The 25447-nt window shown below is 49.9% G+C and carries 35 protein-coding genes and 1 pseudogene; 11 read left to right on the forward strand and 25 right to left on the reverse strand.

What is annotated here, in order from left to right; genetic code table 11:
• Positions 1-70 precede the first annotated feature (70 nt).
• The gene (locus AC6I1V_RS14635) at positions 71-520 is read right to left on the reverse strand and encodes a GNAT family N-acetyltransferase (RefSeq protein ID WP_497737135.1); all 450 of its coding nucleotides are present in this window, start codon (positions 518-520) and stop codon (positions 71-73) included.
• 873 nt (positions 521-1393) lie between these two features.
• A complete protein-coding gene (locus tag AC6I1V_RS14640; RefSeq protein ID WP_497737136.1) occupies positions 1394-1798 on the reverse strand; it encodes a hypothetical protein in 405 nt (134 codons plus the stop codon).
• A 345-nt stretch (positions 1799-2143) separates the two neighbouring features.
• Here AC6I1V_RS14640 and AC6I1V_RS14645 point away from each other — a divergent pair, with 345 nt between their 5' ends.
• The 7 genes and pseudogenes from AC6I1V_RS14645 to AC6I1V_RS14675 all read left to right on the forward strand — a co-directional run bounded on the left by AC6I1V_RS14645 (position 2144) and on the right by AC6I1V_RS14675 (position 5345).
• On the forward strand, positions 2144-2311 hold the full coding sequence (locus AC6I1V_RS14645; RefSeq protein ID WP_497737331.1) for a plasmid mobilization protein: 168 nt from the start codon (positions 2144-2146) through the stop codon (positions 2309-2311).
• Between the two features lie 58 nt (positions 2312-2369).
• Positions 2370-2543, forward strand: coding sequence for a hypothetical protein (locus AC6I1V_RS14650; protein WP_497737137.1), 174 nt, complete (start codon positions 2370-2372; stop codon positions 2541-2543).
• Positions 2544-2618: 75 nt separating this feature from the next.
• Positions 2619-2843: pseudogene (locus AC6I1V_RS14655) on the forward strand (relaxase/mobilization nuclease domain-containing protein); the annotation flags it as partial.
• Positions 2844-2867: 24 nt separating this feature from the next.
• On the forward strand, positions 2868-3815 hold the full coding sequence (locus AC6I1V_RS14660) for a hypothetical protein (protein WP_497737138.1): 948 nt from the start codon (positions 2868-2870) through the stop codon (positions 3813-3815).
• Between the two features lie 15 nt (positions 3816-3830).
• Positions 3831-4595: a DNA-primase RepB domain-containing protein gene (locus AC6I1V_RS14665; RefSeq protein WP_497737332.1), complete on the forward strand. Its 765-nt coding sequence runs from the start codon at positions 3831-3833 to the stop codon at positions 4593-4595.
• Between the two features lie 254 nt (positions 4596-4849).
• On the forward strand, positions 4850-5071 hold the full coding sequence (locus tag AC6I1V_RS14670) for a BrnT family toxin (RefSeq protein WP_497737333.1): 222 nt from the start codon (positions 4850-4852) through the stop codon (positions 5069-5071).
• A gap of 7 nt (positions 5072-5078) precedes the next feature.
• Entirely contained in the window at positions 5079-5345 is a 267-nt protein-coding gene (locus AC6I1V_RS14675; protein WP_497737334.1) for a BrnA antitoxin family protein, read from the forward strand.
• A 560-nt stretch (positions 5346-5905) separates the two neighbouring features.
• On the opposite strand, the gene AC6I1V_RS14680 is transcribed toward AC6I1V_RS14675, so the two are convergent.
• Together AC6I1V_RS14680 and rdgC are read right to left on the reverse strand one after the other, a co-directional pair.
• Positions 5906-6109 carry a hypothetical protein gene (locus AC6I1V_RS14680; protein WP_497737139.1) on the reverse strand — a complete coding sequence of 68 codons (204 nt, stop codon included), beginning with the start codon at positions 6107-6109 and terminating at the stop codon, positions 5906-5908.
• Between the two features lie 29 nt (positions 6110-6138).
• Complete coding sequence (gene rdgC / locus AC6I1V_RS14685; RefSeq protein ID WP_497737140.1) at positions 6139-6795, reverse strand: recombination-associated protein RdgC; 657 nt, start codon at positions 6793-6795, stop codon at positions 6139-6141.
• Positions 6796-6939: 144 nt separating this feature from the next.
• Between rdgC and AC6I1V_RS14690 the strand changes: the two genes are divergently transcribed.
• The gene (locus AC6I1V_RS14690) at positions 6940-7293 is read left to right on the forward strand and encodes a hypothetical protein (protein WP_497737141.1); all 354 of its coding nucleotides are present in this window, start codon (positions 6940-6942) and stop codon (positions 7291-7293) included.
• On the opposite strand, the gene AC6I1V_RS14695 is transcribed toward AC6I1V_RS14690, so the two are convergent.
• The 11 genes from AC6I1V_RS14695 to AC6I1V_RS14745 all read right to left on the reverse strand — a co-directional run bounded on the left by AC6I1V_RS14695 (position 7277) and on the right by AC6I1V_RS14745 (position 14918).
• The gene (locus tag AC6I1V_RS14695; protein WP_497737142.1) at positions 7277-7663 is read right to left on the reverse strand and encodes a hypothetical protein; all 387 of its coding nucleotides are present in this window, start codon (positions 7661-7663) and stop codon (positions 7277-7279) included. The genes AC6I1V_RS14690 and AC6I1V_RS14695 overlap by 17 nt on opposite strands.
• Before the next feature lie 132 nt (positions 7664-7795).
• Positions 7796-8482, reverse strand: coding sequence for a hypothetical protein (locus tag AC6I1V_RS14700; RefSeq protein WP_497737143.1), 687 nt, complete (start codon positions 8480-8482; stop codon positions 7796-7798).
• Positions 8483-8689: 207 nt separating this feature from the next.
• Positions 8690-9439 carry an SDR family NAD(P)-dependent oxidoreductase gene (locus AC6I1V_RS14705; RefSeq protein ID WP_497737144.1) on the reverse strand — a complete coding sequence of 250 codons (750 nt, stop codon included), beginning with the start codon at positions 9437-9439 and terminating at the stop codon, positions 8690-8692.
• An 80-nt stretch (positions 9440-9519) separates the two neighbouring features.
• Positions 9520-9996: a flavodoxin gene (locus AC6I1V_RS14710; protein WP_497737145.1), complete on the reverse strand. Its 477-nt coding sequence runs from the start codon at positions 9994-9996 to the stop codon at positions 9520-9522.
• 15 nt (positions 9997-10011) lie between these two features.
• Positions 10012-10524 carry a nitroreductase family protein gene (locus tag AC6I1V_RS14715; RefSeq protein WP_497737146.1) on the reverse strand — a complete coding sequence of 171 codons (513 nt, stop codon included), beginning with the start codon at positions 10522-10524 and terminating at the stop codon, positions 10012-10014.
• 46 nt (positions 10525-10570) lie between these two features.
• Entirely contained in the window at positions 10571-10870 is a 300-nt protein-coding gene (locus AC6I1V_RS14720) for a Dabb family protein (protein WP_482333787.1), read from the reverse strand.
• 38 nt (positions 10871-10908) lie between these two features.
• Positions 10909-11439, reverse strand: coding sequence for a flavodoxin family protein (locus AC6I1V_RS14725; RefSeq protein ID WP_302554401.1), 531 nt, complete (start codon positions 11437-11439; stop codon positions 10909-10911).
• A 13-nt stretch (positions 11440-11452) separates the two neighbouring features.
• Positions 11453-12304, reverse strand: a complete 852-nt coding sequence (locus AC6I1V_RS14730; RefSeq protein WP_497737147.1) for an aldo/keto reductase — start codon at positions 12302-12304, stop codon at positions 11453-11455.
• Positions 12305-12370: 66 nt separating this feature from the next.
• Entirely contained in the window at positions 12371-13360 is a 990-nt protein-coding gene (locus tag AC6I1V_RS14735) for an aldo/keto reductase (protein ID WP_497737148.1), read from the reverse strand.
• Between the two features lie 47 nt (positions 13361-13407).
• Positions 13408-13974, reverse strand: a complete 567-nt coding sequence (locus tag AC6I1V_RS14740; protein ID WP_497737149.1) for a flavodoxin family protein — start codon at positions 13972-13974, stop codon at positions 13408-13410.
• Positions 13975-13985: 11 nt separating this feature from the next.
• On the reverse strand, positions 13986-14918 hold the full coding sequence (locus AC6I1V_RS14745) for an aldo/keto reductase (RefSeq protein WP_497737150.1): 933 nt from the start codon (positions 14916-14918) through the stop codon (positions 13986-13988).
• A gap of 258 nt (positions 14919-15176) precedes the next feature.
• Here AC6I1V_RS14745 and AC6I1V_RS14750 point away from each other — a divergent pair, with 258 nt between their 5' ends.
• Positions 15177-16115, forward strand: a complete 939-nt coding sequence (locus AC6I1V_RS14750; protein WP_497737151.1) for an AraC family transcriptional regulator — start codon at positions 15177-15179, stop codon at positions 16113-16115.
• 198 nt (positions 16116-16313) lie between these two features.
• Here the strand turns inward: AC6I1V_RS14750 and AC6I1V_RS14755 are convergent, their stop codons facing one another.
• Positions 16314-16634, reverse strand: a complete 321-nt coding sequence (locus AC6I1V_RS14755) for a hypothetical protein (RefSeq protein WP_497737152.1) — start codon at positions 16632-16634, stop codon at positions 16314-16316.
• 17 nt (positions 16635-16651) lie between these two features.
• Positions 16652-16816, reverse strand: coding sequence for a hypothetical protein (locus AC6I1V_RS14760; protein WP_300909611.1), 165 nt, complete (start codon positions 16814-16816; stop codon positions 16652-16654).
• A gap of 595 nt (positions 16817-17411) precedes the next feature.
• On the opposite strand from AC6I1V_RS14760, the gene AC6I1V_RS14765 reads away from it, so the two are divergent.
• Together AC6I1V_RS14765 and AC6I1V_RS14770 are read left to right on the forward strand one after the other, a co-directional pair.
• The gene (locus tag AC6I1V_RS14765) at positions 17412-17891 is read left to right on the forward strand and encodes a type III secretion system chaperone (protein WP_302551647.1); all 480 of its coding nucleotides are present in this window, start codon (positions 17412-17414) and stop codon (positions 17889-17891) included.
• Positions 17892-17957: 66 nt separating this feature from the next.
• Positions 17958-19553 (forward strand): hypothetical protein, encoded by a 1596-nt coding sequence (locus tag AC6I1V_RS14770; protein WP_497737153.1) that lies wholly within the window; start codon positions 17958-17960, stop codon positions 19551-19553.
• Positions 19554-20147: 594 nt separating this feature from the next.
• On the opposite strand, the gene AC6I1V_RS14775 is transcribed toward AC6I1V_RS14770, so the two are convergent.
• From AC6I1V_RS14775 to AC6I1V_RS14810, 8 genes are all read right to left on the reverse strand, one after another.
• Positions 20148-21182 carry a DUF3089 domain-containing protein gene (locus tag AC6I1V_RS14775; protein ID WP_497737154.1) on the reverse strand — a complete coding sequence of 345 codons (1035 nt, stop codon included), beginning with the start codon at positions 21180-21182 and terminating at the stop codon, positions 20148-20150.
• A 518-nt stretch (positions 21183-21700) separates the two neighbouring features.
• On the reverse strand, positions 21701-21832 hold the full coding sequence (locus AC6I1V_RS14780; protein WP_497737155.1) for a hypothetical protein: 132 nt from the start codon (positions 21830-21832) through the stop codon (positions 21701-21703).
• A gap of 257 nt (positions 21833-22089) precedes the next feature.
• Positions 22090-22422, reverse strand: a complete 333-nt coding sequence (locus tag AC6I1V_RS14785) for a hypothetical protein (protein ID WP_497737339.1) — start codon at positions 22420-22422, stop codon at positions 22090-22092.
• Positions 22423-22765: 343 nt separating this feature from the next.
• A complete protein-coding gene (locus AC6I1V_RS14790) occupies positions 22766-23170 on the reverse strand; it encodes a hypothetical protein (protein WP_497737156.1) in 405 nt (134 codons plus the stop codon).
• 42 nt (positions 23171-23212) lie between these two features.
• A complete protein-coding gene (locus tag AC6I1V_RS14795) occupies positions 23213-23311 on the reverse strand; it encodes a hypothetical protein (RefSeq protein WP_368044279.1) in 99 nt (32 codons plus the stop codon).
• 17 nt (positions 23312-23328) lie between these two features.
• Positions 23329-23853 carry a DotH/IcmK family type IV secretion protein gene (locus AC6I1V_RS14800; protein WP_497737157.1) on the reverse strand — a complete coding sequence of 175 codons (525 nt, stop codon included), beginning with the start codon at positions 23851-23853 and terminating at the stop codon, positions 23329-23331.
• A 22-nt stretch (positions 23854-23875) separates the two neighbouring features.
• Entirely contained in the window at positions 23876-24118 is a 243-nt protein-coding gene (locus AC6I1V_RS14805) for a hypothetical protein (RefSeq protein WP_497737158.1), read from the reverse strand.
• A 934-nt stretch (positions 24119-25052) separates the two neighbouring features.
• On the reverse strand, positions 25053-25397 hold the full coding sequence (locus tag AC6I1V_RS14810; protein WP_483971903.1) for a hypothetical protein: 345 nt from the start codon (positions 25395-25397) through the stop codon (positions 25053-25055).
• Between the last annotated feature and the right edge of the window lie 50 nt (positions 25398-25447).

The following is a 25447-nucleotide window of genomic DNA, read 5'->3' on the forward strand; positions in this document are numbered from 1 at the left end:
CCCGTTATACGAGGCTTTTTTCACCCCTGCTGCCTAACAAGGCCATTCATTAAAAATATATTCATTCCCTTTACAATTTTAACTTGTAGTAGTATTCTTCCTTATCTATTTTTCCTGTAAAGGAAAAGCCAAATCGTAGATATAGTTTTTTTGCAATTTGGTTAGTATCATCAAGCATAAGGTTCACCGTCTGAACGCCTGATGTTTTCAACCAATCAAGAATACTTTTGAATGATTTCTGTCCTAGCCCCTTTCCTTGAAATTTATAATCAATCATAAAACGGCAAATCGTTGCTTCACTGGCTTCTTCTTTGGTACGCCGATACATAAAAAATCCAATGAGTGTGTCATCGTCATAAATGGCCTTCGGGTGCATTTCAGGATAATATTTTGCTTCTGCCAGAGAAACAGCGTTACAGCACAAATATTCCTCCATAACTGTACCAATACCATTTTTATTCGTTGTTAATTCGCATACATCAAAAACATTTTGTCCATCAATCTCTCTTATACTAATCACATTTATACCTTCTAAGTTGAATGGTTATTGGCTGTTTCCATTCGTGTGCAATAAGCTCTTGTTGTAGCCCATGCCGACCTCCTTTTGATTTGCTAGTGATCGCAGTTGCCAAGCCTCAAGCTCTCTCTAAGCAATCAAAAGGATTTTACTACCTATAAAAATATATAATATTTTTCGCTTAACCCAAAAGGGGATGGGAACTTTTTTCATTCCCTTTTGGTGAAGAGGTCAACCGAGGACAGTCGGATTTCCGACCCGTTCAGCCGACGAACTTGGTGTAAGTCTGCGGTAGAGATGCGCCTACCCTTATTTATCGAGCGATGGGATCATTGGATTGCCTTTACCTTGCGGGCTTTCGTTAGTCTGAATATGTTGAGCGAAGCCTTTTTCGGGAAAGAAAAAATTTTGAAGTAAAGGTACTACATCGGGTCTGACGTTGCGTTTTCCTGCCGTGGCGACCAGCATTGATACCATATAGGTAAACCGATAACAAGAATGTCCGCCTCGTGAACTTTATTCAACATAGCCCGCAAGTCATCCCTGAGGATACATCGCCCGTAGGACACCCACCATGTGCTTACAGGCAAAGCAAATGGCACAAACCTGTATACCGCAGTTCCCGCAAGTGGAGATCAGTTCAGTTTTTGTTCTTTTGGACTGCTGAGTATCTGATACTATCTGTTCTAAGAGTTTGCCAGTATTGTTATGTTTTTGTGGGCTTCCAATTATTGCAAGAAGTTTTATAATGAATCTTTAGTTTTGAGTTTTATACTATGATATGTAGCCATCAATTTTTTTGTGTCTATGCCTATTTTCTATCTTTGTTGTCACTTTCTCTACTAACAAAGTGTACTTGTTTTTCTTTCTTGTTACTCAAAAATTTACCCGATAACAAGAGAGTATTATTTTCCTACTGTCTGAATAGGGAAATTTTTTATAAATTATCCCCCTGAGAGGTACAGAAAAACTACTGAGCAACTTGGTTGGAGGAGTTTTTTTCGTGTTGCCTTCGGGTGAACTTTTGGGGGACTGGAGCCTTTCTTTTTCCGGTGCAAGAAATTTTTTTGTAAGATACGCAGGAATAATGATGCCCGTATTTTTTAATAGCATACTTAGTTCCTTTGGCGTGTAGCCCTTTTTAAAGGCTTTACGGAAATCTTTTTCCAGTATTTCAGCCGCTTCTTTTCGTGTTTTTTTATCATTTTTGACAGGTAGATCGTTGAATAGTCTTTGAGCTTGCCTGATTTGTTCCGGTGGTATTGTCCCGCCTTTTTTCATGGTGTCTCCTCCTTGTTGAAAGTTTTGCCGTACTATAGGTGAAATTTTTATATTCCTACAATTTGACCACTGCACGAGGCGGGTTCTTCGTGGCAGGATGGTAGTTGTAATACACAACTACTATCCTGCCAGAAGGCTGACGCCCTCTGGATTCCCGGAATGCTTGGCGCTTCGTTTCTCGCATTCCAAAGGCAAAAGGCATGAGAGGCAAAAAAGGCACGAAAGAAGGCGGCAGGTATGCCGCCAACATCCTGCTCTCTCTCTCTCTCTCTCTCTCTCTCTCTCTCTCTCTCTCTCCGAGTGGTCGCCGAGGAAAAAACGCGCCTCACGGAGTAGGCGGAAATCATCGGATTGTCTCTGTCGGAATACATGCGGCGGCGTTTTTTCGGAGGCAGGATTGCCGCCCATACGGATTTGAACACCATCGCGGAATTGAGGCGTATCGGTGGGTTGCTCAAACATAATTTCGAGACGCTTCGGCAGGCAAATTCTCCTCATAGCATTCTGGAATAGCAGAAAGACGCCTTGCGGAAATTTGTCTGGGGCATTCAGAAAATCTCGTTGCACTTTCATGATCATCAAGAAAATAAAGAATACGAAAACTGAAAAGCCCAAGGTCTGGCAGATAGGCGATCTGGTGGATTACATCCGCTTCCCCCACAACAAAAGCCGCAGGAAAAAATCGAATATGCGGGCGGGAGAAACTTTTTGTCCTCCACGCATGTGGGGCAAAAAATGGAAATGATCGCACTGGCAAGGGAGTCGGCGCACAGCAAAATGCCGGTGCAGCACTGGATATTTTCCTAGCAGGAAGGGGGAACAGCCCACACGGGAACAGGTGGAGGAAGTGGTGAATATCTTCCTCGAAAAAATGGGACTGGACGGACATCAGACCGTGTATGGCCTGCACTATGACACGGACAATTATCACTTGCATATCGCGGTCAATCGGATGAACCCGGAAAGGGGGAAAGTCGTGCTTCCGTTCAACGGACTGGACATCCGGGAAGCGCACAAAATCGTGGCGTTCATTGAACACAAATAGGGATGGGGCAGCGAAGAAAACTCTATGTACGCGGTATTGGAAGATGGCGAATTGGTGCGAAGAAGAACCGCCCGCGAGATAAAGCCAAGGCAGGCCGCGCTGGATTTTGAACACGCCATCGGCGAAAAATCTGCCCAGCGTATTGCACAGGAACGCGGATATAACATCATAAAAAACGTGCGGTCGTGGGCTGAACCACATAAGAAATTGGCGGGAGTCGGTTTACGTTTCGAGAAAAAAGGCTTCGAAGCTGTCATCTTTGTGGGGGACATTGCCGTGAAAGCCTCGTCCGTGGATCGGGCGTTCAGCATGGGCAGGTTCTGCAAAAAATGGGGCGACTTTGAAGAAGGAAGCTACTCGGATGCCCTAGAGAAAATTACCCCTGAGCCGGTGAGTTCCGTCAATCTCAAAGAATGGAAAGCCTATCAGAAAGAGTTCGCCGGAGCGCCGAAAAAAGCCGGAACAGGGGAGAATGTCGGGCTTGTCCGCATGAAGGAACGGCACAGGTTTGAGCGAAAAAGGGTGCTTTCTCATCTGGCGAAATATGGCCTGCCTGTTCTGAATATCGCCCGGCATTGCTTGATGGCGCAGCTGAAAGCGGAGCAGTTTTCCCTGCGTTCAGGTCGAAAAAGAGCGCGTGGTGGCAAGCCGCGTTTTGAAAACTGGCTGCGGGCGCGAGGCTTGGAGAAAGAGGCGGCACGCTGGTGGTATCGGATGGCACGGGAAGAAAAAAGACACACCCCGCCGCCTGCCAACAGGCCGGAAAAGGGAGCGGAAGCAGCCATGCGGGAAATCACAGACTTCAGGAAATATACCGTTGCCGTGAACGCGGATCGCTATCGCGTAACCTGCATAAAAATGGATGAGGACGGCAGTAAGAAGACTTTCATTCTGGACAAGAAAGGCGGCATGACAAGAGGCTTTTCCTCGGAAGAACTGGAAGTTCACATGTCGGAAATGCTGCGTTTCTAGAAGCGGGGTGAAAATATCTACTACACGTCGTTATCGGATGACCGGCATCACATCCTTATCGACGACATCCCCCGCGAGAGTTTTCAGAAGTTACAGGAGGACGGCTTCCGACCCGCCGTGGTTTTGGAAAGTTCGCCGGGCAATTACCAATGCCTGTTGACCATTCCCAAGCTGGGCACGGAGTTTGACCGGGACGTGGGCAACCGCATCACGGAACGCCTGAATCGGGAGTACGGCGACAAAAAACTGTGCGGCTGCATCCATCCGCATCGTGCGCCCGGCTTCGAGAATCGCAAGCCGAAACATCGGCGGGAAGACGGCTCATTCACGCAAGTGAAGCTCCTGTTTGCGGAGCGTCGGGAATACTGTAAGGCATTGGCCCTGTCCAGAAGGATTGACCGCGAGTACGCGGAGACCGCCAAGAGGCGTCAGGCCGAACAGCGGACGTTACAGACGTCGGATTTCCGCCCCGGCGATCCGGCAGCGGCCTATTATACCCATCTGGAAAATATCCGTCGCCATTTGACCATTGAGGACTATTCCCGCGTGGACGCCATGATTGCCTTACGGATGAGTTCCAACGGTCACAGTCGGGAGAGTGTGGAAGAAACCATCCGTGTTTGCGCCCCGACCATCCGGGACTCCCCGACTGGGCGTAACTGGCAGCGGTATGCCGAGCGCACGGTGAATTACGCCTTCGGCCCGGCAGGAGACAGGGACTTGGAACGGAATGCACGGTATCAGGAACTGTGGAGAAGAGCTGAGAGTAGGGAAGGGTAAGGAACGTCCCAAGGTGAGGATGCAATCGGTGGAAAGGAAAAGTGTCGTGGGGCACAGAAAATATTGTGTGGAATCTTGATAGGGAAGCGGGGGGAGCGGAGTCCCTTTGTGTATCTTATTCAAGACCACTTTATCGTGATTAGCGGTGTTGACAAAAGTTTTTTTTACGTATTAACTGATTTATAGTAACAAAAGAGGCAGCATGAAATTTGAGTGGGATGAGCCAAAAATAGGCTTAATAAGGTAAGCATGGCATTAGTTTTGAGGTCGCCACCCGCGTATTTGCTGATCCTCGAAGGATAGAGCGATATGACGAGGGACACAGCGATGTAGAAGACCACTGGATGACCATCGGTATGGTATACCCTGCCATTTTAGTGGTCATATATACAGAGCGTCAGAATAGAGAATGTTTCCGTCTTATTTCAGTGAGGCAAGCCAATGAGAAAGAACAACTAGCATATTACCAAGTTTGAACTGGACATTAGCAATCCGCCTCCACTCACCGCTGAACAGCAGGCAGAGCTTGAGGTTCTATCCGCCAGGCCAAACAGCGCAATAGATTATTCGGATATTTTCCCTGTAGAGGATGTCAGTCGTTTCTATCGTCTGATTAAGGAAATGACGACCATCCGTCTTGATACAGATGTACTGGCGTGGTTACGCTCTCAAGGAAAAGGGTGTCAAACAAAAATCAACACAATCCTGCGTCGTGAAATACTTGCAGCGAAGGAGCACGGGCGGGTATAGTGTTTTTAGTAATGCTTCATAGCTAAATGGCCCGCATACGCAGGCCACTTTTTTAGCGTGTAGTTGTTCTAGAAGTTAGTCTAGAAGTGAGTTACCTACTGTGAAGCATCTTGGTAATTCACAATAAGTCCTTACTGGGACAATTCCGTAATTTTTTGAGCAACAGCCCTATAAAAAGAGACTGCATCGGGATTCGCAAATAAAAGACCGGAAAAATCAGTTGGCATATTATTAGAGGTCTGAAACTTTAGAGTCCTCCTTCCACTAGCATGATAATCTACAATTGTCTGATTTCAATCTTAAGAGTATCCTTGTTTTTTTTAAACACTCCGGACAGAGCATTGCACCCCTTTCCTGAAAGGGAACGGTGTCAACAGAAGTTGTAACAACCTGACAGATATGTCCACAAGCATATTGAACCATACCTCCGCCTGTTGCATAAGCCATTTCAGACATAACTTCTCCATTTATAAAATTTTTATTGTGGTATCCTAATTATAGAATAGTTTATTATTTCGCAATATCAACGGGAATGGAAACAAATCGTTCCGTTTTGCTTTTCATGCCGACATCCCCTCCACCATATCCGCCTCCCGCGAGCAGATGTCAGCATTCAAAAGGAACGTGCCATCCTTTTCCATGCCTTTTTCAGGCTTGGGAAACCGCAGACCGGAAACAGCCAGAGAAGAGCCCAGCGTGAAATCCACCTGCCAGTCTGGTTCGCTGGCGGATGTGGCTGCCAGATGCAACTTTTGGATGGACATACCTTCCTCAAGTACCTGAGCCACAACATTCAGGCTGCTCTGCACGGCCACAGCGGATTTTTCCTCAGTTTGTTCGGAAGCGGATAGACTGGCGGAACCCATCGGTGCAGGGTGTAGCCTTCACACGGATAGCCTTCCCCGCGCAGGATGGCAGCAAAGAGCCTCGGCATGTCGCCCGCAAGTGTGATAGGCACGGCATCTATACTGAACGTGGTCTTGAACAACTCCAGCACCGGCTGCACCGCCTTGGTCGAAGCCGACCCAACAAGCAGGCGTCCTTTTTCCGTATCCCATAGGCAATCAATGACGGACGGCACAAATTCCGCCCTGGCGGTCAGTTTGGCGGTGATGGCCTCTTTCAGTTCTTTCCTGCGCTTGCTTCCAACCTTCTTGCCGGAGGTGATTTCCTCCCGAACGGCTTCGGCAAGCTGGAACCGGATAACGGCCCCGGATGCCTTACGCATGTCCAGCCGGAAGGAAAAGCCGGAATAGCGGCCATCTACTGAAGCCGGTTCAAAGCCGTCCGTATCCAGCGGATCGCCAAGCGCCACCCAGCCGAGACGTCTGCCGTCAGCATCAATGTCAGGTGTAAAGGCATGAGTCCTCAAGGCGTCCAAGGTAAAATTGACGGTAGAGTTGACCTTGCAGATGGTTATGGCTGTAGTTGAAGACATGAAAACGGACATAATAACCCCTTATGTTTTGACGATGTTAGAGAGTGAAGTGACTCGCGCCGTTCATCTCATGCGCGGACTTGAAATCACAAAGTCATGTACGCCGCCGGAGGGTGAGGCCGTCAGAGCGGCGGCTTTGGCCTGCGGAGCCGTGAGTTGCCTGTACGCCTCCACATGCTCCAGGACTTCCGCAAGGGTATCAAAGGTGGCGTTAACAGTACGCGCTCCACTGATGATATGGTTTTTCTCGTACTGAACACGCAGGCCGATTTTGTCGTTGACCGTCTGGAAGGCTCCTCCGTCCCCCGCGCCCAAAGTCAGTACATGCTCGTTTTTACCATAAAAATTTGCACCACTGGAGGAGAAGTCCCTGCCCACAAGCCGGTCATGGTAGAATTGGGAGGCGTCGGAACTTGGGGAAATTCTCTTGGCAGGTTGTACAGCCGCTGTTTCGGCGGGAGGAGTTTCCTTGAGTCCGTGTCGCGCAGCATCGTCACGGGCGGCTATTAGACCTGCTTCCTGTGACGCGAACAGCCGCAACTTCACCCCTAAGCGGCACGGTTGTCGTGCTGTGCCATTTTCCGTCATCGTACAGGCTTTGCCCCAGGGAGCCGACGGCGCTGTTGAAATAGGTGCGGCGCACAACATAGCCACTCAGTGTATGCCCGTTGTGCTGGTTGGTGACGAGGTATTCCGTCCGGCCTTCGCCGTATTTGATCTTGTGACACTGTTCTTCCGGCGGCGCGGTGAGAGAGGGGGCGGCAATGTTGTCTTCCGTGCCGCGTTCTTCCCTCAGCGGCTTTTCCTCTGCTACCGGTTGTTCATCGCTCAGAGATGTTTTGGGCGTCCAGGTGGAGACGTAGCTTGCATCATCCTGCATTCGTTGCAGCTCCCGGATGACGGAGTTATGATTTTCCCGCACCAGCGCCAACTCTTCCTGCTGAGGAAACTCCTGTCCAAGAGCAGATTTGACGGTTTCCAGTTCAGCTTTTTCCTGCCGGGCGTTCTCGCGTTACGTGGTGATGGATTCGTCCAGCCCTTTGGCCAGGAAGTTGTCAATGCGCTGAAACAGGCCGGACAGACTGAGATTCTCTTCAAAATCATAGAACAGATTTCCCGGCCTGAACTCCCTTTCTTCCGCTCCCAGAAGGGAAAGCTGAAAGCCGTCTTTGCCGCCGGCGCGTCTTGAGCGTTCGACAAAGACCTCAAAACCGCGATAGGAGCCGAACAGAAATTTTGCGCTGGAATCACGGGTAACTTCCTTTATTCCGTCGAGCAGCCAATCTCGTATTTTATCGCTGTCCCTGGCCGTGAAGGTTTTGCCGTCAACCGTCAGCTCCACCAGAATTTTTTCTTTTCCCTTTTCTGTGATGGTACGGGTATGGGAATCCCTGCGGCGTATGTTTTCCGCATACAAAGTTTCCTCTTTGGCAAGTCTGGAGTCTGTGGGCTTGAGCCATTTCAGACGGTCGCGCAGACGATGCTGGCCGCGCTGATGTTGTGAGTACAGAGCTTCCAACTTACGAAGGTCGGCGGCAAGCTGTACCTGCATGAGAATAAGCGGATTGCCGGAGGCCGCGGCCTTCATTTCGGCGGCGTTGGCGGCTTCCGAGGCTACATCATCAATGACGCGCTGAAGCAGATCGCCCTTGCGGAACTCTTCTATTGCTGCTGACTTGTACTCAATAGTCTGCCACATCCGAACTTTTTATGAGCAGTATAATATATTGAAATAAATTATAAAAATTTTATATTTTATTCTTGATACCCTGTGAAATACCCTCATTTTTGAAAGATTCAAAAAAATTTTTCTGGACGGTATAGAATTTTTCTCCGTAAAAGAAAAAATCCGGTATTGCGTTTTGCAAGTACCGGATTCAAATATACTAATAACAGCTAGGTACTATTACGCGCTAACGCCGCCATCCACAACATAGTCTGAGCCTGTTACAAAACTTGCTTCGTCAGAAGCTAAAAAGGCAACTACAGAAGCGACTTCATCTGGAGTTCCATATCTGCCCATAGGGACAAGCTCTTGAATCATGTCCTTATGTTTTTGAGCCTCTGCTTCTGATAAATCCGTTTTATCGTAAATCGGAGTTTTGATGGGGCCAACTCCAACAGAGTTGGCCCTCACGCCGTCTTTTGCCCACTCTTTGGCCCATGTTCTCGTCAATGCGTGAACAGCGGCCTTGGATGCAGCATAAATAGACATATTGGTTACAGGTTTTGTAATCATAGTTGAGGAAATATTAATGACATTCCCCTTTGCTTGCTTCAACATTTGATAGCTGGAGACTGTTAAATCAACCAGTGCTCTCACATTGATATGAAATGTTGAATCTAATTGATTCAGAGGAGCTTCAATAATCGGGCAAACAGGAGCCATTCCAGCGTTGTTGACCAACACATCAAGTTTTCCAAAAGTTTCTTTGATTTTAGAAACTACTTTTTTTACATTGTCTTCCTTTGTGATATCCGCCGTAATATATGTGATTTTTGAACTCATGCCAGCAGTTTCTTTGAGAGAACTTTCTGTCCTTCCCAAAATGAGCACATTTGCTCCTTCGTCAGCAAATCTTTTTGCAATGGCTTGGCCTATGCCGCTCCCTGCACCTGTTACCAGTACAGTTTTATTTTCAAATCTTTTTTGCATGTTTTTTCCTTTATGAAATAAATGCAATGTCCTTCTTAAGTTGGGTTAGCCCGATTGGGCTAACCCGCAAAGGACTGGTTTCACCTTACGTTTTCTGCCCATTTTTTCAGTTCAGACACGGTAACCCCCGCAGGAAATCTTTTTCCTTCTTTCAGAATGGCACCGGGGCACGACGGTTTCAGATGGGCGTTGGTGTCTCCCATGCCGCTACTGCCGGAGGTGGCGAAAGGAATAATGGTTTTGCCGGTCAAATCATACTGCTCCAGAAACGTATTGATGATAGTGGGCGCGACATACCACCAGATGGGGAAGCCGAGAAAAATGGTCGTGTAAGCGTCCATGTTTTCCACCTTGCCCTTGATGGCGGGGCGAGAAGCCTTGTCCTTCATCTCCAGGCTGCTTCGGCTACGGCTGTCATGCCAGTTCAAGTCCGCGTCCGTATATGCCTGGCAGGGGATGATTTCGTGGAGTTCTCCCCCGGTAGCCTGGGCCAGTTCGCTGGCAACCTTGGCCGTCACGCCGCTGGCGGAAAAATAGGCAATCAATATATTGTTCATCTTTTTTCTCCCGAATTACAGATAACTGACGGTTTCGGACAATTCCTTGCGTTTATTATGGGTGGGGAGAGGAGTGGTGCCGGGGGCCGCATAACCCAAATCCAGCATCATCAAAACTTCTTCGTTTTCGGGCAGGCCCAATTCCCTGGCCATGTCTTCCGGGTTGAAAAAGTTGATCCAGCAGCTGTCCACGCCTTCATTGGCTGCGGCCAGCATCATGTGGGCAGCTACAATGGAGGCATCCTCCACACCGGAATTCCGTTTTCCGCCGGGATAGGTAAAGACATTCCCTGCGTCAAAAGCCACCACAATAACGGTCGGCGCACCATACCGGCAGGGGGTAACCTTGTCGATTTTGGCAAGACCGGCTTCAGACTGGACAACATAAATCCGTTGTTCCTGAAGGTTCTTGGCAGTCGGGGCCATACGGCCCGCTTCCAAAATGGCGTTCAGTTGTGCCGTTCCCACCTGGCGACCATCAAACTTTTTGCAAGAGTAACGATTTTTGATGACTTCAGAAAAATCCATGTCTTTCCTCCTGATATTGCTTGCCGGAAGTGTAAAAGGATTGTTTTTAAAACTCGAATTGGGCACTTGCAAATGAAGAGCGGTCAAAGTACATATCCCCTGTTTTGTTAATATAGTCCATATGGTAGGGATGTGCCATATAAACGTCGAAATCCTCTTTGGAGGCGAAGTCAACTGTCATAACGATTTGGTTTTTTGAACCGACCCATCCTGTGCTGAATCCTATTCGCAACTCGACGATTCCAGGAATTTTTTCTTTCATCGCCTGCATGTCTGCAAGTTCTTTTTGTTTGGTTTCGTTATCAATACCCTCTTTGAAGGTTCCCATGAAAATATGCCGAATCATCCGCATCACCTCTTAGACTGTGCAGTTTGGCTTACATATTATGCCAATGAGTGTCCCAGCGTATAGGCTTCATGGGCATACGGGCTTTCCTGAATCAGTGCGGGGGTTCCACACCCTTTTGCCATAATTGTTCCCATATCCTGAAGGCCGAGGTATTTTGCCAACCCTGCATAGAGAGCTTGCAAATAAGACATGACTTCATCATCTGTCCTCCATGCGGTCGCAAGCAGCAGGCTCTTCTTTCCGGACAGCTTTTTATAAAAGCAATGAAGCCTGTCTATGACCAGCTTCAACTGTGCCGACATTTCATAGAAATAAACGGGGGTTACATAGACGACCATGTCGGCGTCGGTAAGAGCCTCTTCGATTTTCCCTATATCGTCGGGCACTATGCAATGCCCTGAATTTTTTCCGCGATCACACCCAAGACAGGGGGCAATGTTCATTCCCGCCACATCAAGCTGGCAGATCGAATGTCCGGCTTCTTCAGCGCCTTTGGTGAAAAAGCCAGCTAATGTATTTGACGCACCATCTTTATGCGGGCTTGATTTCAGGATAACGATCTTCATACGGTATGTCCCGTCAATCATGGACTTTATATTTTTCCAGCAACATTTCTCCGACGCCGGGAGCTTCAGGGTCGTGAACGCCTTTGCCCTTATCCAGTCCGCGCATCTGCTCCATTTCCTCTTCGGTCAATGCAAAATCAAAAATGTCGATATTTCCGGCGATTCTGGAAGGGGTGGCAGATTTCGGCAGAATGACGACTCCTTCCTGCATTTCAAAGCGCAGGATAATCTGCCCGGCGTTCTTGTGATATTTTTCCGCCAGGGATGTGACGAGTGGATGGGCAAGCAGTCTTTCATCACCATGACCAAGAGGATACCATGCTTCCAGGGTAACGTTATCTTCGGCAAGGAGGGCGCGTAATTCCCTTTGCTGAAAGAAAGGATTGTACTCCACCTGGTTGATGGAAGGCTTGGTTGCGAATTGCGGGACAAATTTTTTCCAAAGGTTGGGTGTCATGTTGCTGACGCCTATGGATTTCAGTTTTCCTTCCTTTTGGGCTTCTTCCAGCGCCTTCCATGCGCCCGGCACATCTCCGTAGGGCTGATGAAGCAGATACAGGTCGATAAAGTCCAGGTTCAGTTTTTTGAGGGAAGCATCAATTCCTCGTCTGGCGGCTTCATAGCCGTAATCCTGAAGCCAGAGCTTGCTGGTCACAAAAATTTCTTCCCTGGGGATGCCGCTATCCTGGATGGCCTTGCCTACTTCGGCTTCGTTAAAATAGGCGGCAGCCGTATCAATATGGCGATAGCCGACTCGCAACGCTTCTTTGACCGCATTATAGGTAGAACCATCATTGGGAATCATATAGACGCCAAAACCAATGGCAGGAATGGCGTTGCCGTCATTCAGCAAGATGTTCTTCATCGTTGAGTGCTCCTGTATAGTATGTTTTGACAGTGTGTTGCAGAAAAATCATGCGTGGGAAAAGGGTTATTGAGCTTTTTCCCACTGTCCGAACACGTCGAGATCAATTCCATCAAGCAGCGTGTCAATCGTGTTGATGTCGTCATGGCTCAGAGAAATGTCGGCTGCCCCGGCATTTTCCGTAATGCGCACACTTTTGGATGTTCCGGGAATGGGTACAATCCACGGCTTTTTACAGAGCATCCATGCAAGGGATATTTGTGCCGGCGTGGCATTTTTTTCCTGTGCCATGACATGAATGCCGTCGAGCAGCGCCCTGCTTTTTTCCATGTTGTCTTTGGTGTATTGCGGCATGCGGCTGCGAAAATCCAAGTCCCTGTCATATTGCTCGGTTCCTGTCTGTACAGCCGATAAAAAGCCGTTTGCCAAAGGAGAGTACGCCACCAGGCCGATATTGCGTTCCTCCAGCAGCGGGAACATGGCCTCATGCCAGCGGGCCATCATGGAGTAGCGCATTTGCACAGCCGCCACCTTGCACTCGGCATCCGCCCGCCGGATGTACTCCGACGACGCATTGGAAATTCCCCAATACCGTATTTTCCCTTCCCGGATAAAAGCATTCATGGTTTGAGCCACAGCCTCCGGTTCCACGGCAGGGTCTTGTTTGTGCTGGTAGTAGAGGTCGATGGTTTCCACCCCCATCCGTTTCAGGCTGTTTTCCAGCGAGCGGCGAAGAGAGGCAGGGGAGGCGTCAGGGATAGTCTGGTGCTCATTTCCCCAACGGATACCGCCTTTGGTTGCGATGAGGACGTTATCTCGGATGGGCCGAAGGGCTTCCCCTACCAGCTCTTCATTGACGGCGGGAGAGCCGTCCGCATACTGTCCCACATAAACTTCCGCCGTATCAAAAAAAGTATATCCTTTTTCAAAGGCTTCATGGATGCGCCGAATGGCAGTGTCCTTTTCCAGCGCCACGCCGTATGCATGGGAAAGCCCCATGCAGCCGAAGCCTATTGAGGAAACAGTCAGTTCATTTCCCAGCTTGCGAGCTTTCATTACAGTTCTCCTTTTTCAAACTACCAGTATGCACGATACACGCGGGGTTATGCTTTCAGCCACTGTGCCAAAGAGTGCAACTGTTCAAGATACGCGCCTTTCTCCAAAATCTGCCCGGGCGCGGGGATTCCATCGAACACCAGGGCTTTCGTTTCCTCGGCCCCTATTTGGGAAAACCCCTTTACCGTCCATGCGGCATAATTTTCGATGACATCTTTGGGACTCCCCCAGCAGGAACAGACAAGCGCCGCTTTTTTGCCATATTTGGAAGTATTGCTCAGAGCTTTCTTGCCCACATGGAAGAACGGATAAAAGCGTTCAATAAACAGTTTGGCCTGGGAGCTTATCTGGTGGTTGTAAATGGGCGTGGCAAGCGCAAGGGCGTCACAGGCGTCAATAAGAGGAAGAAGCAGGGTGATGTCGTCATCTTGTACGCATAGTTGCGATTCCCTGCCTTGACAGGCCGCACATGCCTTGCAGGGGAAACACCGCTTTTCCCTCATGGTGAAGACCGTCACGTCACAGCCCGCCAGATCGGAAGCCAGGGTAGAGGTAACGATGTCCGAATTCCCTCCCCTGCGGGGGGTTGCACAGACAAGCAGGATTTTTTTCATGTTCTTGCCCCTCAGTCATGAACCTTGTGTTTGTTCAAAAACTGTACCGTCTCTACATTCAGATGATCGATGATTTCCGTTTTCCCGGTATCAAGAGTTTTCAGTTTTTCCATGTCAGTTTCATCCAACTCAAAATCCCAGATGCTCATATTTTCAAGCATCCTGTTTTGGTGAACAGTTTTGGGGATGACGATGACATTTCTTTGAATGGAAAAGCGGAGAGCGACTTGTGCCACTGTCTTGTGGTGTTTATCCGCGATGCTCTTCAACGTCATATTGTTCCATATGTCATGGCCTCCTTCGGCCAATGGAGCCCATACCATGACAGCAACGCCAAGTTTATTCATGACCTCAATATCATATTGACGTTGATAAAATGGGTGGCACTCAATCTGATTGACGGCGGGAGCCGTTTCAAAATTCGCACAAAGGTCAGCCAGGCGATCAGCATAGAAATTGGAAACACCGATAGATTTTATGATACCAGTATGGAAATATTCCTGTAATGCCCGCCATGAACCATAATAATCAGATAGCTGTTGATGCAGCAACATCAAATCAATATATTCCACATCAAGATTTTGCAGTGCTGTTTCTACCGCTCTTTTGGTTTTTTCGTAGCCGAAGTCCTGCACCCAAATTTTTGATGTGATAAAAATTTCTTCACGGGGAATGCCGCTCTTTTTTATAGCGGCGCCGACAGCTTCCTCATTATGGTATGCCGCAGCGGTATCAATCAGCCGATACCCAAGAGCCAATGCTTCAGAAACGACCTGTTCGCAGAGGGATACGTTTTCTATTTGAAAAACTCCTAATCCGAGCTGCGGTATTTCCATGCCGTTGTTCAGTATAATCTTATTCATAATACCCCCTTGTTTTTGCGCCTGTTTTGGTGAAAGCAGCTTTTTGCATATTTCCCCGTGCGTTGATAGATAATGTTCCATTCGTTTTTTCATGTTCGCGGCACGGGGCCGAGGTAAGCTCGGACTGTCCTGTTTCGGGAAGAGGGAGGATGCGTCAGAGAATAGCCATACGCCGTCAAAGGGGGTAGATATATTCCTCCATACTTTCTGCCTAATCCTCTACGCCAGATGACTTAAACGACTATTTGTGGCATGAAAGAAGGGCCGGACAGGGAGCGGTAATGTTGTTGGATTTTCTACCGATAACGCTCAAAATATATTGATAAGAAAGGTTTTTTTATGGCTGAAACGTCGCGTGTGGATATGAAGAAAAGCTGGGAATTACTGACCTCTGCCATATTTCGCAGCACAGCATCTAGGCAGGGAACGACGGACGCAGCTGTCAGGGGATTGGCTTTCCATCGTTATGCCAGCGCGGGTACTCCCATGCCGCGTTTTTTGAAACCGGTCATTATCGTGGTCGCGCAGGGAAGAAAGCTGGTGCGCATTGGTAAAAATGAATATAACTATGGAGAAAATATCTGTTTTGTAACCGGAGTAAATATGCCTGTCGCAAGCTGTGTCATGGAGGCAAGTGAAGAGAAACCTTACTTGGCAATGTCTCTTTATCTGGATACGGAACTGCTGTCCGCATTAGCTGTCAAAACTCCCTCCTCTTCCGGCTACGCAAATGACATCTCTTGCGGTGCAATGATACAGGAGATGGAACCAGACTTGGTAGACGCTTTTCTGCGGTTGGCGGAACTATCGAATAAGCATGATGATATTCCAGTTATGGGGGATATTCTTCTTCGAGAAATTCATTACCGTTTACTTAGAAGTCCAATCGGCAATCTCCTACGCACATTCAACACTCTTGGCTCACAAGGGAATCAAGTCACCAAGGCCATAAATTGGCTCCAGAAAAATTACAAAACACCGTTGCGCATAGAAGAGCTTGCCGAGCGTTCCAATATGGCCCCCTCAACATTTCATAAATATTTCAAGAGTGTTACTACTCTTAGTCCGCTGCAATATCAAAAACGTCTTCGCCTTGACGAAGCTCAACGTCTTATGATGTCTGGGCAATGTGATGTTACTCAGGCGGCTTTCAGTGTAGGATATGAAAGTGTAACTCAATTTATTAGGGAGTATAAAAGGTTGTTTGGTAATCCTCCAAGGCGAAATATAATTTATTTAAAAAATACGAACCAACCGAATAAACTGAGTGCGATATAAATATTATAATAGTTTTATACTTGTTATTTAAATCTAAAATTGGGAGCAGTTTGCCTTGATTTGCTTTTCTTAGTTGGTTCAGCTTCTTTGCAGAAATTATTGATTTGTTCCTGCGTGGGGTTGATGTTGGCAATATCAATATCTCCCGCCGTACCAAAGGCATACCAGACCACCCTGCGTCAGTAGTCTATCCTTTCGTCACGGTTTTGTCTGTGGGGGCGGGCGGGGGTGTTGGTCGAACGGCACCATAGGCGCAAGCCGCAAGTCCGGCGTGGCCGCGAAGTATTGCGGCTTCGGCTGGTTCAGGAGCAGGATGGCGGCAACATCCAGACTGGCGCACAAGGCCACGGTCAGAGCGAGAGCCAGTTTCATGGCCCGGCGGAACTGCGCCCTGTACCAGTTCAGTCCCCCAATGACGGCGGCGGCATCCGGGGCGGGCGACGAGGCATGAGCTTCCTTCATGCTTTGAGCCTGTTCCTGAGACTCCGGGGCGTCTTTTTGTTTTTTGAAAATATTCATGCCTCATCGCCTCACGCTTACAGGCCCAATTCGCCCATGCCGGAAGTCTGGTCAGAGCCGAAAAGAGTGGCAGAACCGGAACCGAGGAGTTCTCCCAGGCCGAGTGCCAGAGCGCCGATAACCACCTTGGTCAGTCCGCCCGCGTAGGTGCTTTGTCCCTGATTTTTCGTGGCCTTATACATATGAATAAATTTTCAACCAATAATATATTGATATATTTTATGAAAAAATAAATTTTCCAAAAAATACCCCAAAAGAAAAAGGATATTGCCGGGCGTTATTGTGCTTCTCTGGACAGTGCTTTCAGGACAGCAGGCATAAAAAATCCGGCGCTCACGGATACCGCAAGCGCCGGATTTTGGTTTTTACCGTTTGGGTTTTTTAAGCCTCCCGTTCTCCGACTGTACTACCAACGTCCATCAAAGTCCCGCCTTACCTTGCTTTCTCCCCCCCTTCTGGCATATTGTTTGTATGTGTTCGTAACACCTTTGCCTTAGGCGGGCCCGCCGCCGACACCCGCGGGGTTGTTCTTGCTTCGGCAAGTGCAACCGTCTCTCTGTGTACGCTGCCGGGAGTGCGGGTGATATAATACCTTCGGGGAATATCTGCGCTGATTCTAGGCGGTTACGATCTCACGGCAATTTGCTTTTTCGGCATTTGCCAACCCAGTGCGTCGGAGAGCGCCATGGCTGAAGCCCTTGCACCTACAGAGTCAAGCCTCTGGCGATATTGATGAGGGCCAACCCCCGTTCACCCCCTGTCATTTTTGGAGAGACTATGCAAAAACACTTTCAGGAACTTGTTCGGGCCCTGTCCGAAAAAGCTAATACTGCCATCAGTGTTGGCGATGATGGCAGGATTTTTTGCGACTGCGGCGAATTTCCTCTGCTCATTGAATATCTTGAAGGCCCGGAACAGGTATTTATGGCCGCTTCCGTAGGTGCTGTGCCCACGCAGGGGCGTGAACTTTTTTATCAGAAGCTGTTGCAGGGGCAGTACCTGTTCCATCAGACCTGCGGGGCTACCTTGGCGCTGGATGTTGAACTTACATTCGTTACATTACAGATAGTTAAAGATATGCAGACCCTCACGGTGCAAAACTTCCCCACCTTGGTGGCAAATTTTTTGCATACCGCAGAATACTGGCATGCGCGGTGTGCGGAAGCATCGGATTTGCCAGGGATGGAGAAACAGGGGGGTACGGCGGAAAACAAGGATCGCGCGTACATATTTTCTGCGGATGCCATCAGGGTCTGAAGGCAAGATCGGTTCCGCACACGCCCGCGCTGAACACTGAACCGCGTAACGCGACAGGGAAACAATATGGTCACAGATCTCCATATCAACAGCTTCGTGCAGGCGGCGCAGCACGCCCATTCCGCAGACAGCACCGTGAAACTTGCCGGAACCACCCTGAAAGATGTGGGCGGTTTCGGCAGCTTTTTCACCCTGGCCTCCACGCATCGGGCAACCATGAGCGCCTTTCTGGACTCTATCAAGCAAAGTTACGGCGACACGGCTTTCCAGATGGCCTCGGATCGGCTGCAGGGGCCCATGGAGCAAGGCAAACCGCTTACTGCCGGCATGATCATGCAGGTGGAGGCCGAGGCCAGGCGCATTACTACACTTGCGATCGGCAACTTTATTTCCGGCTTTTCACCAGACGGCACACGGACGGAGCATAATTTGGATAAAGCCATTGACAAATATATTGAGGCGAGGGGCGAAAATGCTTTCCCCCTCGGCAGCGACATGGATTCCTTGCGCTATAAAATCAAGGCCGCTGTTGCGGAGGATCTGCTTTCCGGCCGTCTTGCCCTTAGCAGTGAGGAGAAAATGTTCAACGCCGTGAAATATGGCCAGGTGGGAGGCATAGAACACATACTTTCTAGGGATACCAGTCCTGTTGCGCCGGAAGGACTCCTGTCCCGCACTCCGGGCAATCTGGAAGACAAATGCCGCCTCTGCGCTCTGGCAGCGCCGGACTCCGGGGATTATAGTTCCATTGTCTTCGCCAGTTTGTATCTTGGCAGGATGCGCGAACTTCAAAACGACGGCCCGCTGACCCGCTCGACCATCTGGCAGGCCTGTTTCAGCGGCGAGGCTCTTCCGCCAGCGGCGGACAATCCACGCGATTTCGCTGCCGCTTTCAGCGCCAGGCTGAAAAAACTAGAGGCGGCCCTGTGCGAGGGGGTGCATGACTGGGGTGGCGTCGCCAGGGGGAATTGCGTAAACCGTGTGCTTCACCAGCTGCCGTATGAAATACTACAAGCGGCTCACCATGAAGGTAGGAATATAGACGACACGATACGCCTGGAAAACCTGGGTGATATTACCCTCGCTAAAATGGGCAGTCAGGTGCATTTAAGAATGTTCACCGAATGCGCCGGCTTGCAGAAGATGTTCAATGGCGGCCCGGTCACCTTCACGTTTCACCAGGCCGACGGCCCCGACACCACACTGAGCATGGTAATGGGAGAAAACATGATTACCGGAGCTTGGACCGACTTGCAGAGTGTCATGGGCGGCGAGAACCCGAAAGGCGATAAAGCCCTAGGCGAGCGTGCCCGTGGTTTTGTGCGTGATTTCGACGCACAGGTGAACCAACTGGCACCCGGCATCTCAGAGGCGCAACGGCGAACCCTGAGCGCAACCTTGAGCCAGAACTCCAACTTTCTGCTGCGCCGCTTGGAGCAGGCCGCGGGGCATCCGCTGGATGGCAATAACGCCAGATATGCTTTTGACATAAGCCGCACGGACAGCGGTGATATCCTTGTGCGCCACTCTACCAGGACGCGACCGGAAGGCGGCGGAGAGGGTGGCTATGCGGAGCGCTCCCATCTCACTCTCACCATCCATCCGGACGGATCCATCAACGACACTGCGCCAGTGTTCGTCCCAGCGCCGACTGTCGGATAACAAACAAATATCCACAGTTCCCAGCCTCCAGGCTCATTAAAAGCACAACTACCCGCGTAGCCTGGTGGTTGCCTGTTGAGGAAGCGCAGCTTCCTCAACAGGCTAAAACCCTTAATCAGCAATTCCGCCTGGCCTGCGCCGGACGGAATTTTTTTATATACTTTTCAGCTGACGCTAGTTCATCACTAAGAAAAGTTGATTTATTGAATGGAATATAGGTTCTATTGTGCATAATAGCACCATAAACGTATGCGAGATGATTTTTATTGAAAATATTTTTTAAGGCTGTGTTATAGAAAATGGTTGATGTTTTTTTTTCTTGAAATTCCAAATGGATAAACGGAAAAATGCCTTGGCCGTGGATCCCGCCAAGGGGAAAATAGGAGAAAAAGGCTGTATTTTCAAGGCACTGTGGAGATGAAACAACCACAAACTATAACAGAGCCTTTTTTAATAATATTATCAATAAAAAGTATGAGTTTTGAATAAAATACTAATAGTTGGCATTGAAAAAAAGATAAAACAGGCTTGGTAGTATGTGTCGCTGTCGCTTTTTGATACAGTACAGATCGAAACCACCTCTGAGTGAGGCCGTCAATCCTCCGCACGGAGCTTTCTGCTTTTCAGCCAAGCCGCAATGCGCTTCCCTACATTCTCCTGAAGGTTTCTGTAGAAGAACTGGTAGTCATAGATATGGTAGACACCGTCTTCAAAGAGTACACCGGGATACTGTTTTTCCGAAATGTCGGGGAGCTTGAGCGTGCCGCGCCGGGGGTCGATGCGGGCTCCCGTCAGCGCGGGGATCTCGCGTTTGACGGTCCCGGTGTAATCAGTGAAACACGCGCCCTTGTTGAGCCTTTTGTCGCCCAGGGTGCAGTCCGCCTTCCAGGTTAGTGGGTTGATGCCGTATGTCTTCCGGCCTGCGGGCACGAACAGGGAAGAGGAGATATGCTCGGATTCGGAGTTGAAGGAGACGATGACGCCAGTATCCTCCTCGCCCTTGGCCATTTTCAAATGCGGGAAACGCCAGACATCTTCCGGTGTGACGCGCCAGCCGATGATGTAGGCGGCCACCAGCCTGTCCTGATACGATGGCTCGTCAAAAAATTCCATAAGCAGGCGCAGGGCCAGTTCCGCCCCTTGGGAAAAACCGGCCAGGACAAGGGGCCGGTCAGGGAAGTCCCGCGCATGGCTCATAAAGGCGGCGCGTATATCGGCATAGGCAATGTTCATGTATCTCTGCCGTCTGTGTTCCTCAAGGCCATAGACAGCCAGAGTCGCCTGGCGGTAGTATGGTGAAAAGACGCGGCAGTGATCGGCATAGATTCCAATCTGCATCCTCAATGCTCCGACAGTGCTTCCGCGATAATCCGCATCGTCTGGAGCCGCATTCATTGCGCCGTCCTTGCCCAGATGCACGGTGGGGGCGATGATGAAAAGATCAACGGGCTTGTCCTCGCCCGCCATGAAGAACGCCCAGTTCTCCCGGCGTCCATAGTCGGGAATGCCTTCCGTGCAGCCCGCCTCGCCAGTGATGCCCCTGCCGCCGCATGCACACAGTAGGGCGGCTAGCAGGACGGCAAGAAAAAGACGGGAAAAAAGAATGTTCCGTACTGCATGATTTGTCATGGCTGTGTCATAGAAAACGGTTGATGCTTAATTTCCTTGAAATTCCAAAGAAATAACCAATAAAATCCCCAAATCACAAAGCCCACCAGCGGAAAATTTTGAGAAAAAGCATATATTTTCAGTATATTGCCGAAACGAAAACAACCATGTACTCTGACAGAGCCTTTGTCATAATTGTACGCCCCCGGTCACCATTTTTTCCGCCTACGGCAGACGGGAGTGGATGTCAAGCAGCACCCGGCGTCATTGATTTGTTGCCGGGCTTGCGGCGGAGAGCCTGAAAGTACAGCATATGCCCATCTTTTGCCGAGGCTGGATTTTCCCGGCAGGGGCAAATGGCAGACGGGGGTGTCATCGCAGCCGGAAAACGGGCCGTTTTTGCCTGTTTATCCGTTCCTGTTCCATATCTTCCGCCTCCCTGTTGAACTTCTGAATCTGTTCCTGCGTGGGGTTGATGTTGGCGATATCAATATCTCCCGCCGTTCCAAAGGCGTACCAGATCACCCTGCGCCCGTAGTCTATCCTTTCGTCACGGTTCTGTCCGTAGGGGCGGGGGTGTGTCTATACAATTCGTTGGCAACTTCCTGCATTGTGTATCCTGCACAACGTATATACAGGGCAATGGCCGCATCCAGCCGTGACTCGTCCATCTTTTCAGGAAGGCTCTGTTATAGTTTATGGTTGTTTCATCTCCACAGTGCGATGAAAATACAGCCTTTTTTCCGGTTTTCCCCTTGGCGGGATCCACGGCTGAGGCATTTTTCCGGTTATCCCTTTGGGGTTTCAAGGAAAAAAGCATCAACCATTTTCTATAACACAGCCTTCAGGAAAACGCTTTTTGACCATTTCCCAATAAGCTGTATACGGGGAAGCCAGCCTACTCTGGGGAATTCCCGTTGTCTGGCCTTCACGCCGGGGCAATCCGTTTGCGGAAACGCCAGATATGCGCAAGATACGGGGTACGCTTACCAAGCCAGTGCTTGAAACGCGGAAGTCGTTCCTGTTTTTCTGGTTGAGGCTGACTGTCCCGCAACGCCGCTTTTTCCTCCTGTCCCTGTGCCTTTAGAAAATGTTGGCGATATTCAGCAGGGAAAGCCCGTGCCGGGCAAGGCGGGCAGCGGCTGTTTTCCGGCGTTCCCTCTGCTGCCGTTCCAGTTTTTCCCGTTCCTTCTCCCACCTTTCTCTGGCGTTTTTCTTTTCCTTTTCCTGTCTCCTTCGTTCCTTTTGATACTCCCGCCACTCCTCCCGGCAGATATGACTGACAGGCTCTGGAGCGGGCTTGTGGAATGCCCGGACCGCTCGGAGTAGTAGCCGGGCTTGAAGTCTCCGAGCCTTTTACACAGCCTGGACATACTGAAATTCCTGTCCACGCTGGATGCCTTGACCGCCGTATCTCCCACGAAAATGACAGCGCCGGAACCTGACGGGTTTTGGCTCTCAAGCCGTCAAGATAGTCGGCCCATTCCTGAAGCATACGGCGGCGTTCGGGCAGGTATTCGGCCCGGTTTTAATCCTGTGTATCTGATCCGTGGGAGCATGGGCAAGCTGGCGTTCAATCCAGTCCCGGTTGTAGCTGAGTTCATTCAGCGGAGTGGAGGCCATAGCGCGAAAACCATGCGGGCACATTTCATCCTCTTCAAAATCCATGCGGCGTGTGGCCCTGCTGAGAGCGGTTTTTCCAAAGGGAATGTTTTGGAGTGGTAGCTGGGAAAGACGTACTGATTGCCGCCGGAATACGCCCGCAGTTTTTCCAGAACAGCCAATGCCTGCCTGCTGGGAGGGATAAGATGGTCGCGCCGCATTTTCGTGCGTTCCGCCTTGCCGGTAATGGCGTCCGTTCTTGCCGAAGTCAGTCTGGCCGTGGCGGGCGGTTTTTCCGGGGCAAACAGGAAAAAGGACGCAAGGAGTATGGGGACGGCAAGGGCAACTCCCAGAAGGCTGAACAGGATGAGGCGCCGCTTTTTTTCCGTGCTTGTCATATCGCTCATAGCGTGCCCTCATTGGGAAACTTGCAGGCGAATCGTCTGAATTTACCCGTTTCTGGAAAGCATCAACCGCGACGTAACCGGCACCTCATAACATTTGGTGTTGCCCGCCCCGTTGACCACGGCTGTCCAGGCTGGCCACATCAGCGTATGAGTCGTTCTCAGGTAGTGCTTGCCGTTGTGGTTCCAGCAAGCACGTCATCGGAACCCGGCTCCACGCGGACACGCACGGCTTTTTCCGGCGGAACGCGGTCAAGAAAGGCCAGCATGGAGGAATCCGCCGTTTCCTTGATGTCCCTGATGATGGGGAGGGCGGCTTTCGGGCCGTGATGGGCAAGCTGGAAAAGGACAAGCGCGTCCGCCTTGCGCCTGGGGGCGCGGACGGAATCCGATTCCAGTCGGATGACCAGAGGGATGTCCCGGTCTTGCAGCGTGACTACAAGGGTGGACGTGGCGTAACCCTGCGTGGGCATGACGTTGAGCAGGTTTCCGTCCGGCAGTTCCGGGTGCAATACCTGAAAGAAGGACGGCCCGCCGTTGGTCACAGAAGTGACAGGCCAGGGTTGGCCGGTCGAATCATGAAAAACCAGAGATGTGGCGATATTGGCCGTAGTGTGGACAGGCACGGGAGAGCGGCCCGGCTCCAGCGTCACGCGCACCGTGCGCGTGTTCAATGTCGGAGACACGGGCAGCAGGGCGCGGTCGCGCTCATCCGAACGCGAGCGATACCTGTATCTGGCCCTGATCCAGCGGCATCATCTGCCGCAGACTCTCTTCAAACAGGGCTTGCGCGTCCCGCGCTTTTTTGTCCGCCGTGTCCTGGGCGGCTTTCTTTTCCGTCTGTCCGAGAACTGTATTTTGTTTTTCGGGCGGCGTGGCAGGCGTTTCATCCGCAAACGCCGGTCGCCCGGCGAGGATGGTCAACGCCAGAAGGCAGCATATTTTCTTCACGATGAATCCCTTATGTGTAAGCGGTTATGGAAAAATCAGGCGCACTGAAGACGCTTTCCCTACGGAACGTCGCGCCCATGCCTTTCAGGATTTCTCCCACTGAACGACACGGATTTCCGGCTTCCTTTCGGTCATTCAGCGGCGTTTCCCGCATGTGCGTAATAACTTAGTTCTGCAAGAAGCCGTTGAGTTGCCGTTCGACGGCTTTTTTGTTTTTGGCTCTGTCATAGTGTGTAGTTGTTTATCTCCACAGCAGGTTGAAAAGACAGTCTTTTTCTCCAGTTTTCCCTTTGGCTGAATCCATAGCTGAGGCGTTTTTCTGGTTATTCCTTTGGAATTTCAAGAAATAAAGCATCAACCATTTTCTAGGGCACAGCCTTGTTTTTTGGGGCTTGGCGTTATTTCCTCAATGGAATGTCCTCTTGAGGCGAGTTGACGAATTGGCATCACGCATAACTGCAAGGGCAGCACCGGGGGAGGCTTCCGGAGTCTGTCCGGAGTACGGCGCGGCCAGTGGAGGCGCATGTATGCGTGGGAGGACGTCTGGAACCGGAGAAAGAAGGACGTGGCTGCATATGAAAAAAGCTCCTGCCGACCATGTGGGGCACATGGCTAGAGGAAGTTCTGTACGGAGAACAAAAAGGAACACATCAGAAAAAAGTGAAATTTTTTCGGAAAAATTTTTGTTCTCGATAGCTACTGTATATTTTTGGGGAAATGAAAGGCGACTGGAGAAAAATGGATAAAAAAACGGATAATGAACTGAAGTGAAAAGCCAGTAAACCCTGTCGGAGTTGGGTTCAGGAATTTTTCTATAATTATAATAAATTAAATAAAAATTGTTCGTATTAGTCGTATTGGTTGAATACGTGAGAGAGACACACACTCTCTCATTTTTCCGTTGATGGGCTTGATGGTTGGGGCATTTTATTGGTCATTCCTTTGGCATTTTTGAGAAATAAGGCGTCAACCATTTTCTATGGCACAGCCTTATTTTTAAAGGAATAGATAACGAACTGCTTGGATAAGGAGCGGATTGGCATTTGCGGGGGAATGGAAAATAACCCTTGCCGTCCCCTGAATAAGGAATGCGGCAAGGGGTTTGAAAAGGCCGCTCCCGTACCCCATGAAACGGAAAGCCTGCTTCGCATACTTGAGTTTGAACGCCGTGTACCTGCGAACCCACGCAAACGGAAGGCTTTTCGCTCGCCTTGTGGACGGCGGGATTGAAGGCATGTGTGCCCAGCACAAACCGGAAGCCTCCATCTGGGGAAAACACCAACCGTTTCCTATGAGATAGCCAAAAGAAAAGTAAACGCCCGCTTTCGT

This window comes from Bilophila sp. T19-St14, assembly GCF_059728385.1.

What these genes read in the sequence shown, in the direction of transcription:
- AC6I1V_RS14780 (WP_497737155.1), bottom strand. Translation starts at nt 21,832, where the DNA reads ATGGACGAGTCACGGCTGGATGCGGCCATTGCCCTGTATATACGTTGT.
- AC6I1V_RS14755 (WP_497737152.1), bottom strand. Translation starts at nt 16,634, where the DNA reads ATGAATATTTTCAAAAAACAAAAAGACGCCCCGGAGTCTCAGGAACAG.
- rdgC (WP_497737140.1), bottom strand. Translation starts at nt 6,795, where the DNA reads ATGTCCGTTTTCATGTCTTCAACTACAGCCATAACCATCTGCAAGGTC.
- AC6I1V_RS14695 (WP_497737142.1), bottom strand. Translation starts at nt 7,663, where the DNA reads ATGCAGGATGATGCAAGCTACGTCTCCACCTGGACGCCCAAAACATCT.
- AC6I1V_RS14700 (WP_497737143.1), bottom strand. Translation starts at nt 8,482, where the DNA reads ATGTGGCAGACTATTGAGTACAAGTCAGCAGCAATAGAAGAGTTCCGC.
- AC6I1V_RS14730 (WP_497737147.1), bottom strand. Translation starts at nt 12,304, where the DNA reads ATGAAGAACATCTTGCTGAATGACGGCAACGCCATTCCTGCCATTGGT.
- AC6I1V_RS14735 (WP_497737148.1), bottom strand. Translation starts at nt 13,360, where the DNA reads ATGAAAGCTCGCAAGCTGGGAAATGAACTGACTGTTTCCTCAATAGGC.
- AC6I1V_RS14760 (WP_300909611.1), bottom strand. Translation starts at nt 16,816, where the DNA reads ATGTATAAGGCCACGAAAAATCAGGGACAAAGCACCTACGCGGGCGGA.
- AC6I1V_RS14795 (WP_368044279.1), bottom strand. Translation starts at nt 23,311, where the DNA reads ATGTGGCCAGCCTGGACAGCCGTGGTCAACGGGGCGGGCAACACCAAA.
- AC6I1V_RS14745 (WP_497737150.1), bottom strand. Translation starts at nt 14,918, where the DNA reads ATGGAACATTATCTATCAACGCACGGGGAAATATGCAAAAAGCTGCTT.
- AC6I1V_RS14660 (WP_497737138.1), top strand. Translation starts at nt 2,868, where the DNA reads ATGTACGCGGTATTGGAAGATGGCGAATTGGTGCGAAGAAGAACCGCC.
- AC6I1V_RS14705 (WP_497737144.1), bottom strand. Translation starts at nt 9,439, where the DNA reads ATGCAAAAAAGATTTGAAAATAAAACTGTACTGGTAACAGGTGCAGGG.
- AC6I1V_RS14715 (WP_497737146.1), bottom strand. Translation starts at nt 10,524, where the DNA reads ATGGATTTTTCTGAAGTCATCAAAAATCGTTACTCTTGCAAAAAGTTT.
- AC6I1V_RS14720 (WP_482333787.1), bottom strand. Translation starts at nt 10,870, where the DNA reads ATGATTCGGCATATTTTCATGGGAACCTTCAAAGAGGGTATTGATAAC.
- AC6I1V_RS14640 (WP_497737136.1), bottom strand. Translation starts at nt 1,798, where the DNA reads ATGAAAAAAGGCGGGACAATACCACCGGAACAAATCAGGCAAGCTCAA.
- AC6I1V_RS14770 (WP_497737153.1), top strand. Translation starts at nt 17,958, where the DNA reads ATGGTCACAGATCTCCATATCAACAGCTTCGTGCAGGCGGCGCAGCAC.
- AC6I1V_RS14710 (WP_497737145.1), bottom strand. Translation starts at nt 9,996, where the DNA reads ATGAACAATATATTGATTGCCTATTTTTCCGCCAGCGGCGTGACGGCC.
- AC6I1V_RS14775 (WP_497737154.1), bottom strand. Translation starts at nt 21,182, where the DNA reads ATGACAAATCATGCAGTACGGAACATTCTTTTTTCCCGTCTTTTTCTT.
- AC6I1V_RS14725 (WP_302554401.1), bottom strand. Translation starts at nt 11,439, where the DNA reads ATGAAGATCGTTATCCTGAAATCAAGCCCGCATAAAGATGGTGCGTCA.
- AC6I1V_RS14765 (WP_302551647.1), top strand. Translation starts at nt 17,412, where the DNA reads ATGCAAAAACACTTTCAGGAACTTGTTCGGGCCCTGTCCGAAAAAGCT.
- AC6I1V_RS14750 (WP_497737151.1), top strand. Translation starts at nt 15,177, where the DNA reads ATGGCTGAAACGTCGCGTGTGGATATGAAGAAAAGCTGGGAATTACTG.
- AC6I1V_RS14790 (WP_497737156.1), bottom strand. Translation starts at nt 23,170, where the DNA reads ATGAGCGATATGACAAGCACGGAAAAAAAGCGGCGCCTCATCCTGTTC.
- AC6I1V_RS14680 (WP_497737139.1), bottom strand. Translation starts at nt 6,109, where the DNA reads ATGTCCATCCAAAAGTTGCATCTGGCAGCCACATCCGCCAGCGAACCA.
- AC6I1V_RS14650 (WP_497737137.1), top strand. Translation starts at nt 2,370, where the DNA reads ATGATCATCAAGAAAATAAAGAATACGAAAACTGAAAAGCCCAAGGTC.
- AC6I1V_RS14740 (WP_497737149.1), bottom strand. Translation starts at nt 13,974, where the DNA reads ATGAAAAAAATCCTGCTTGTCTGTGCAACCCCCCGCAGGGGAGGGAAT.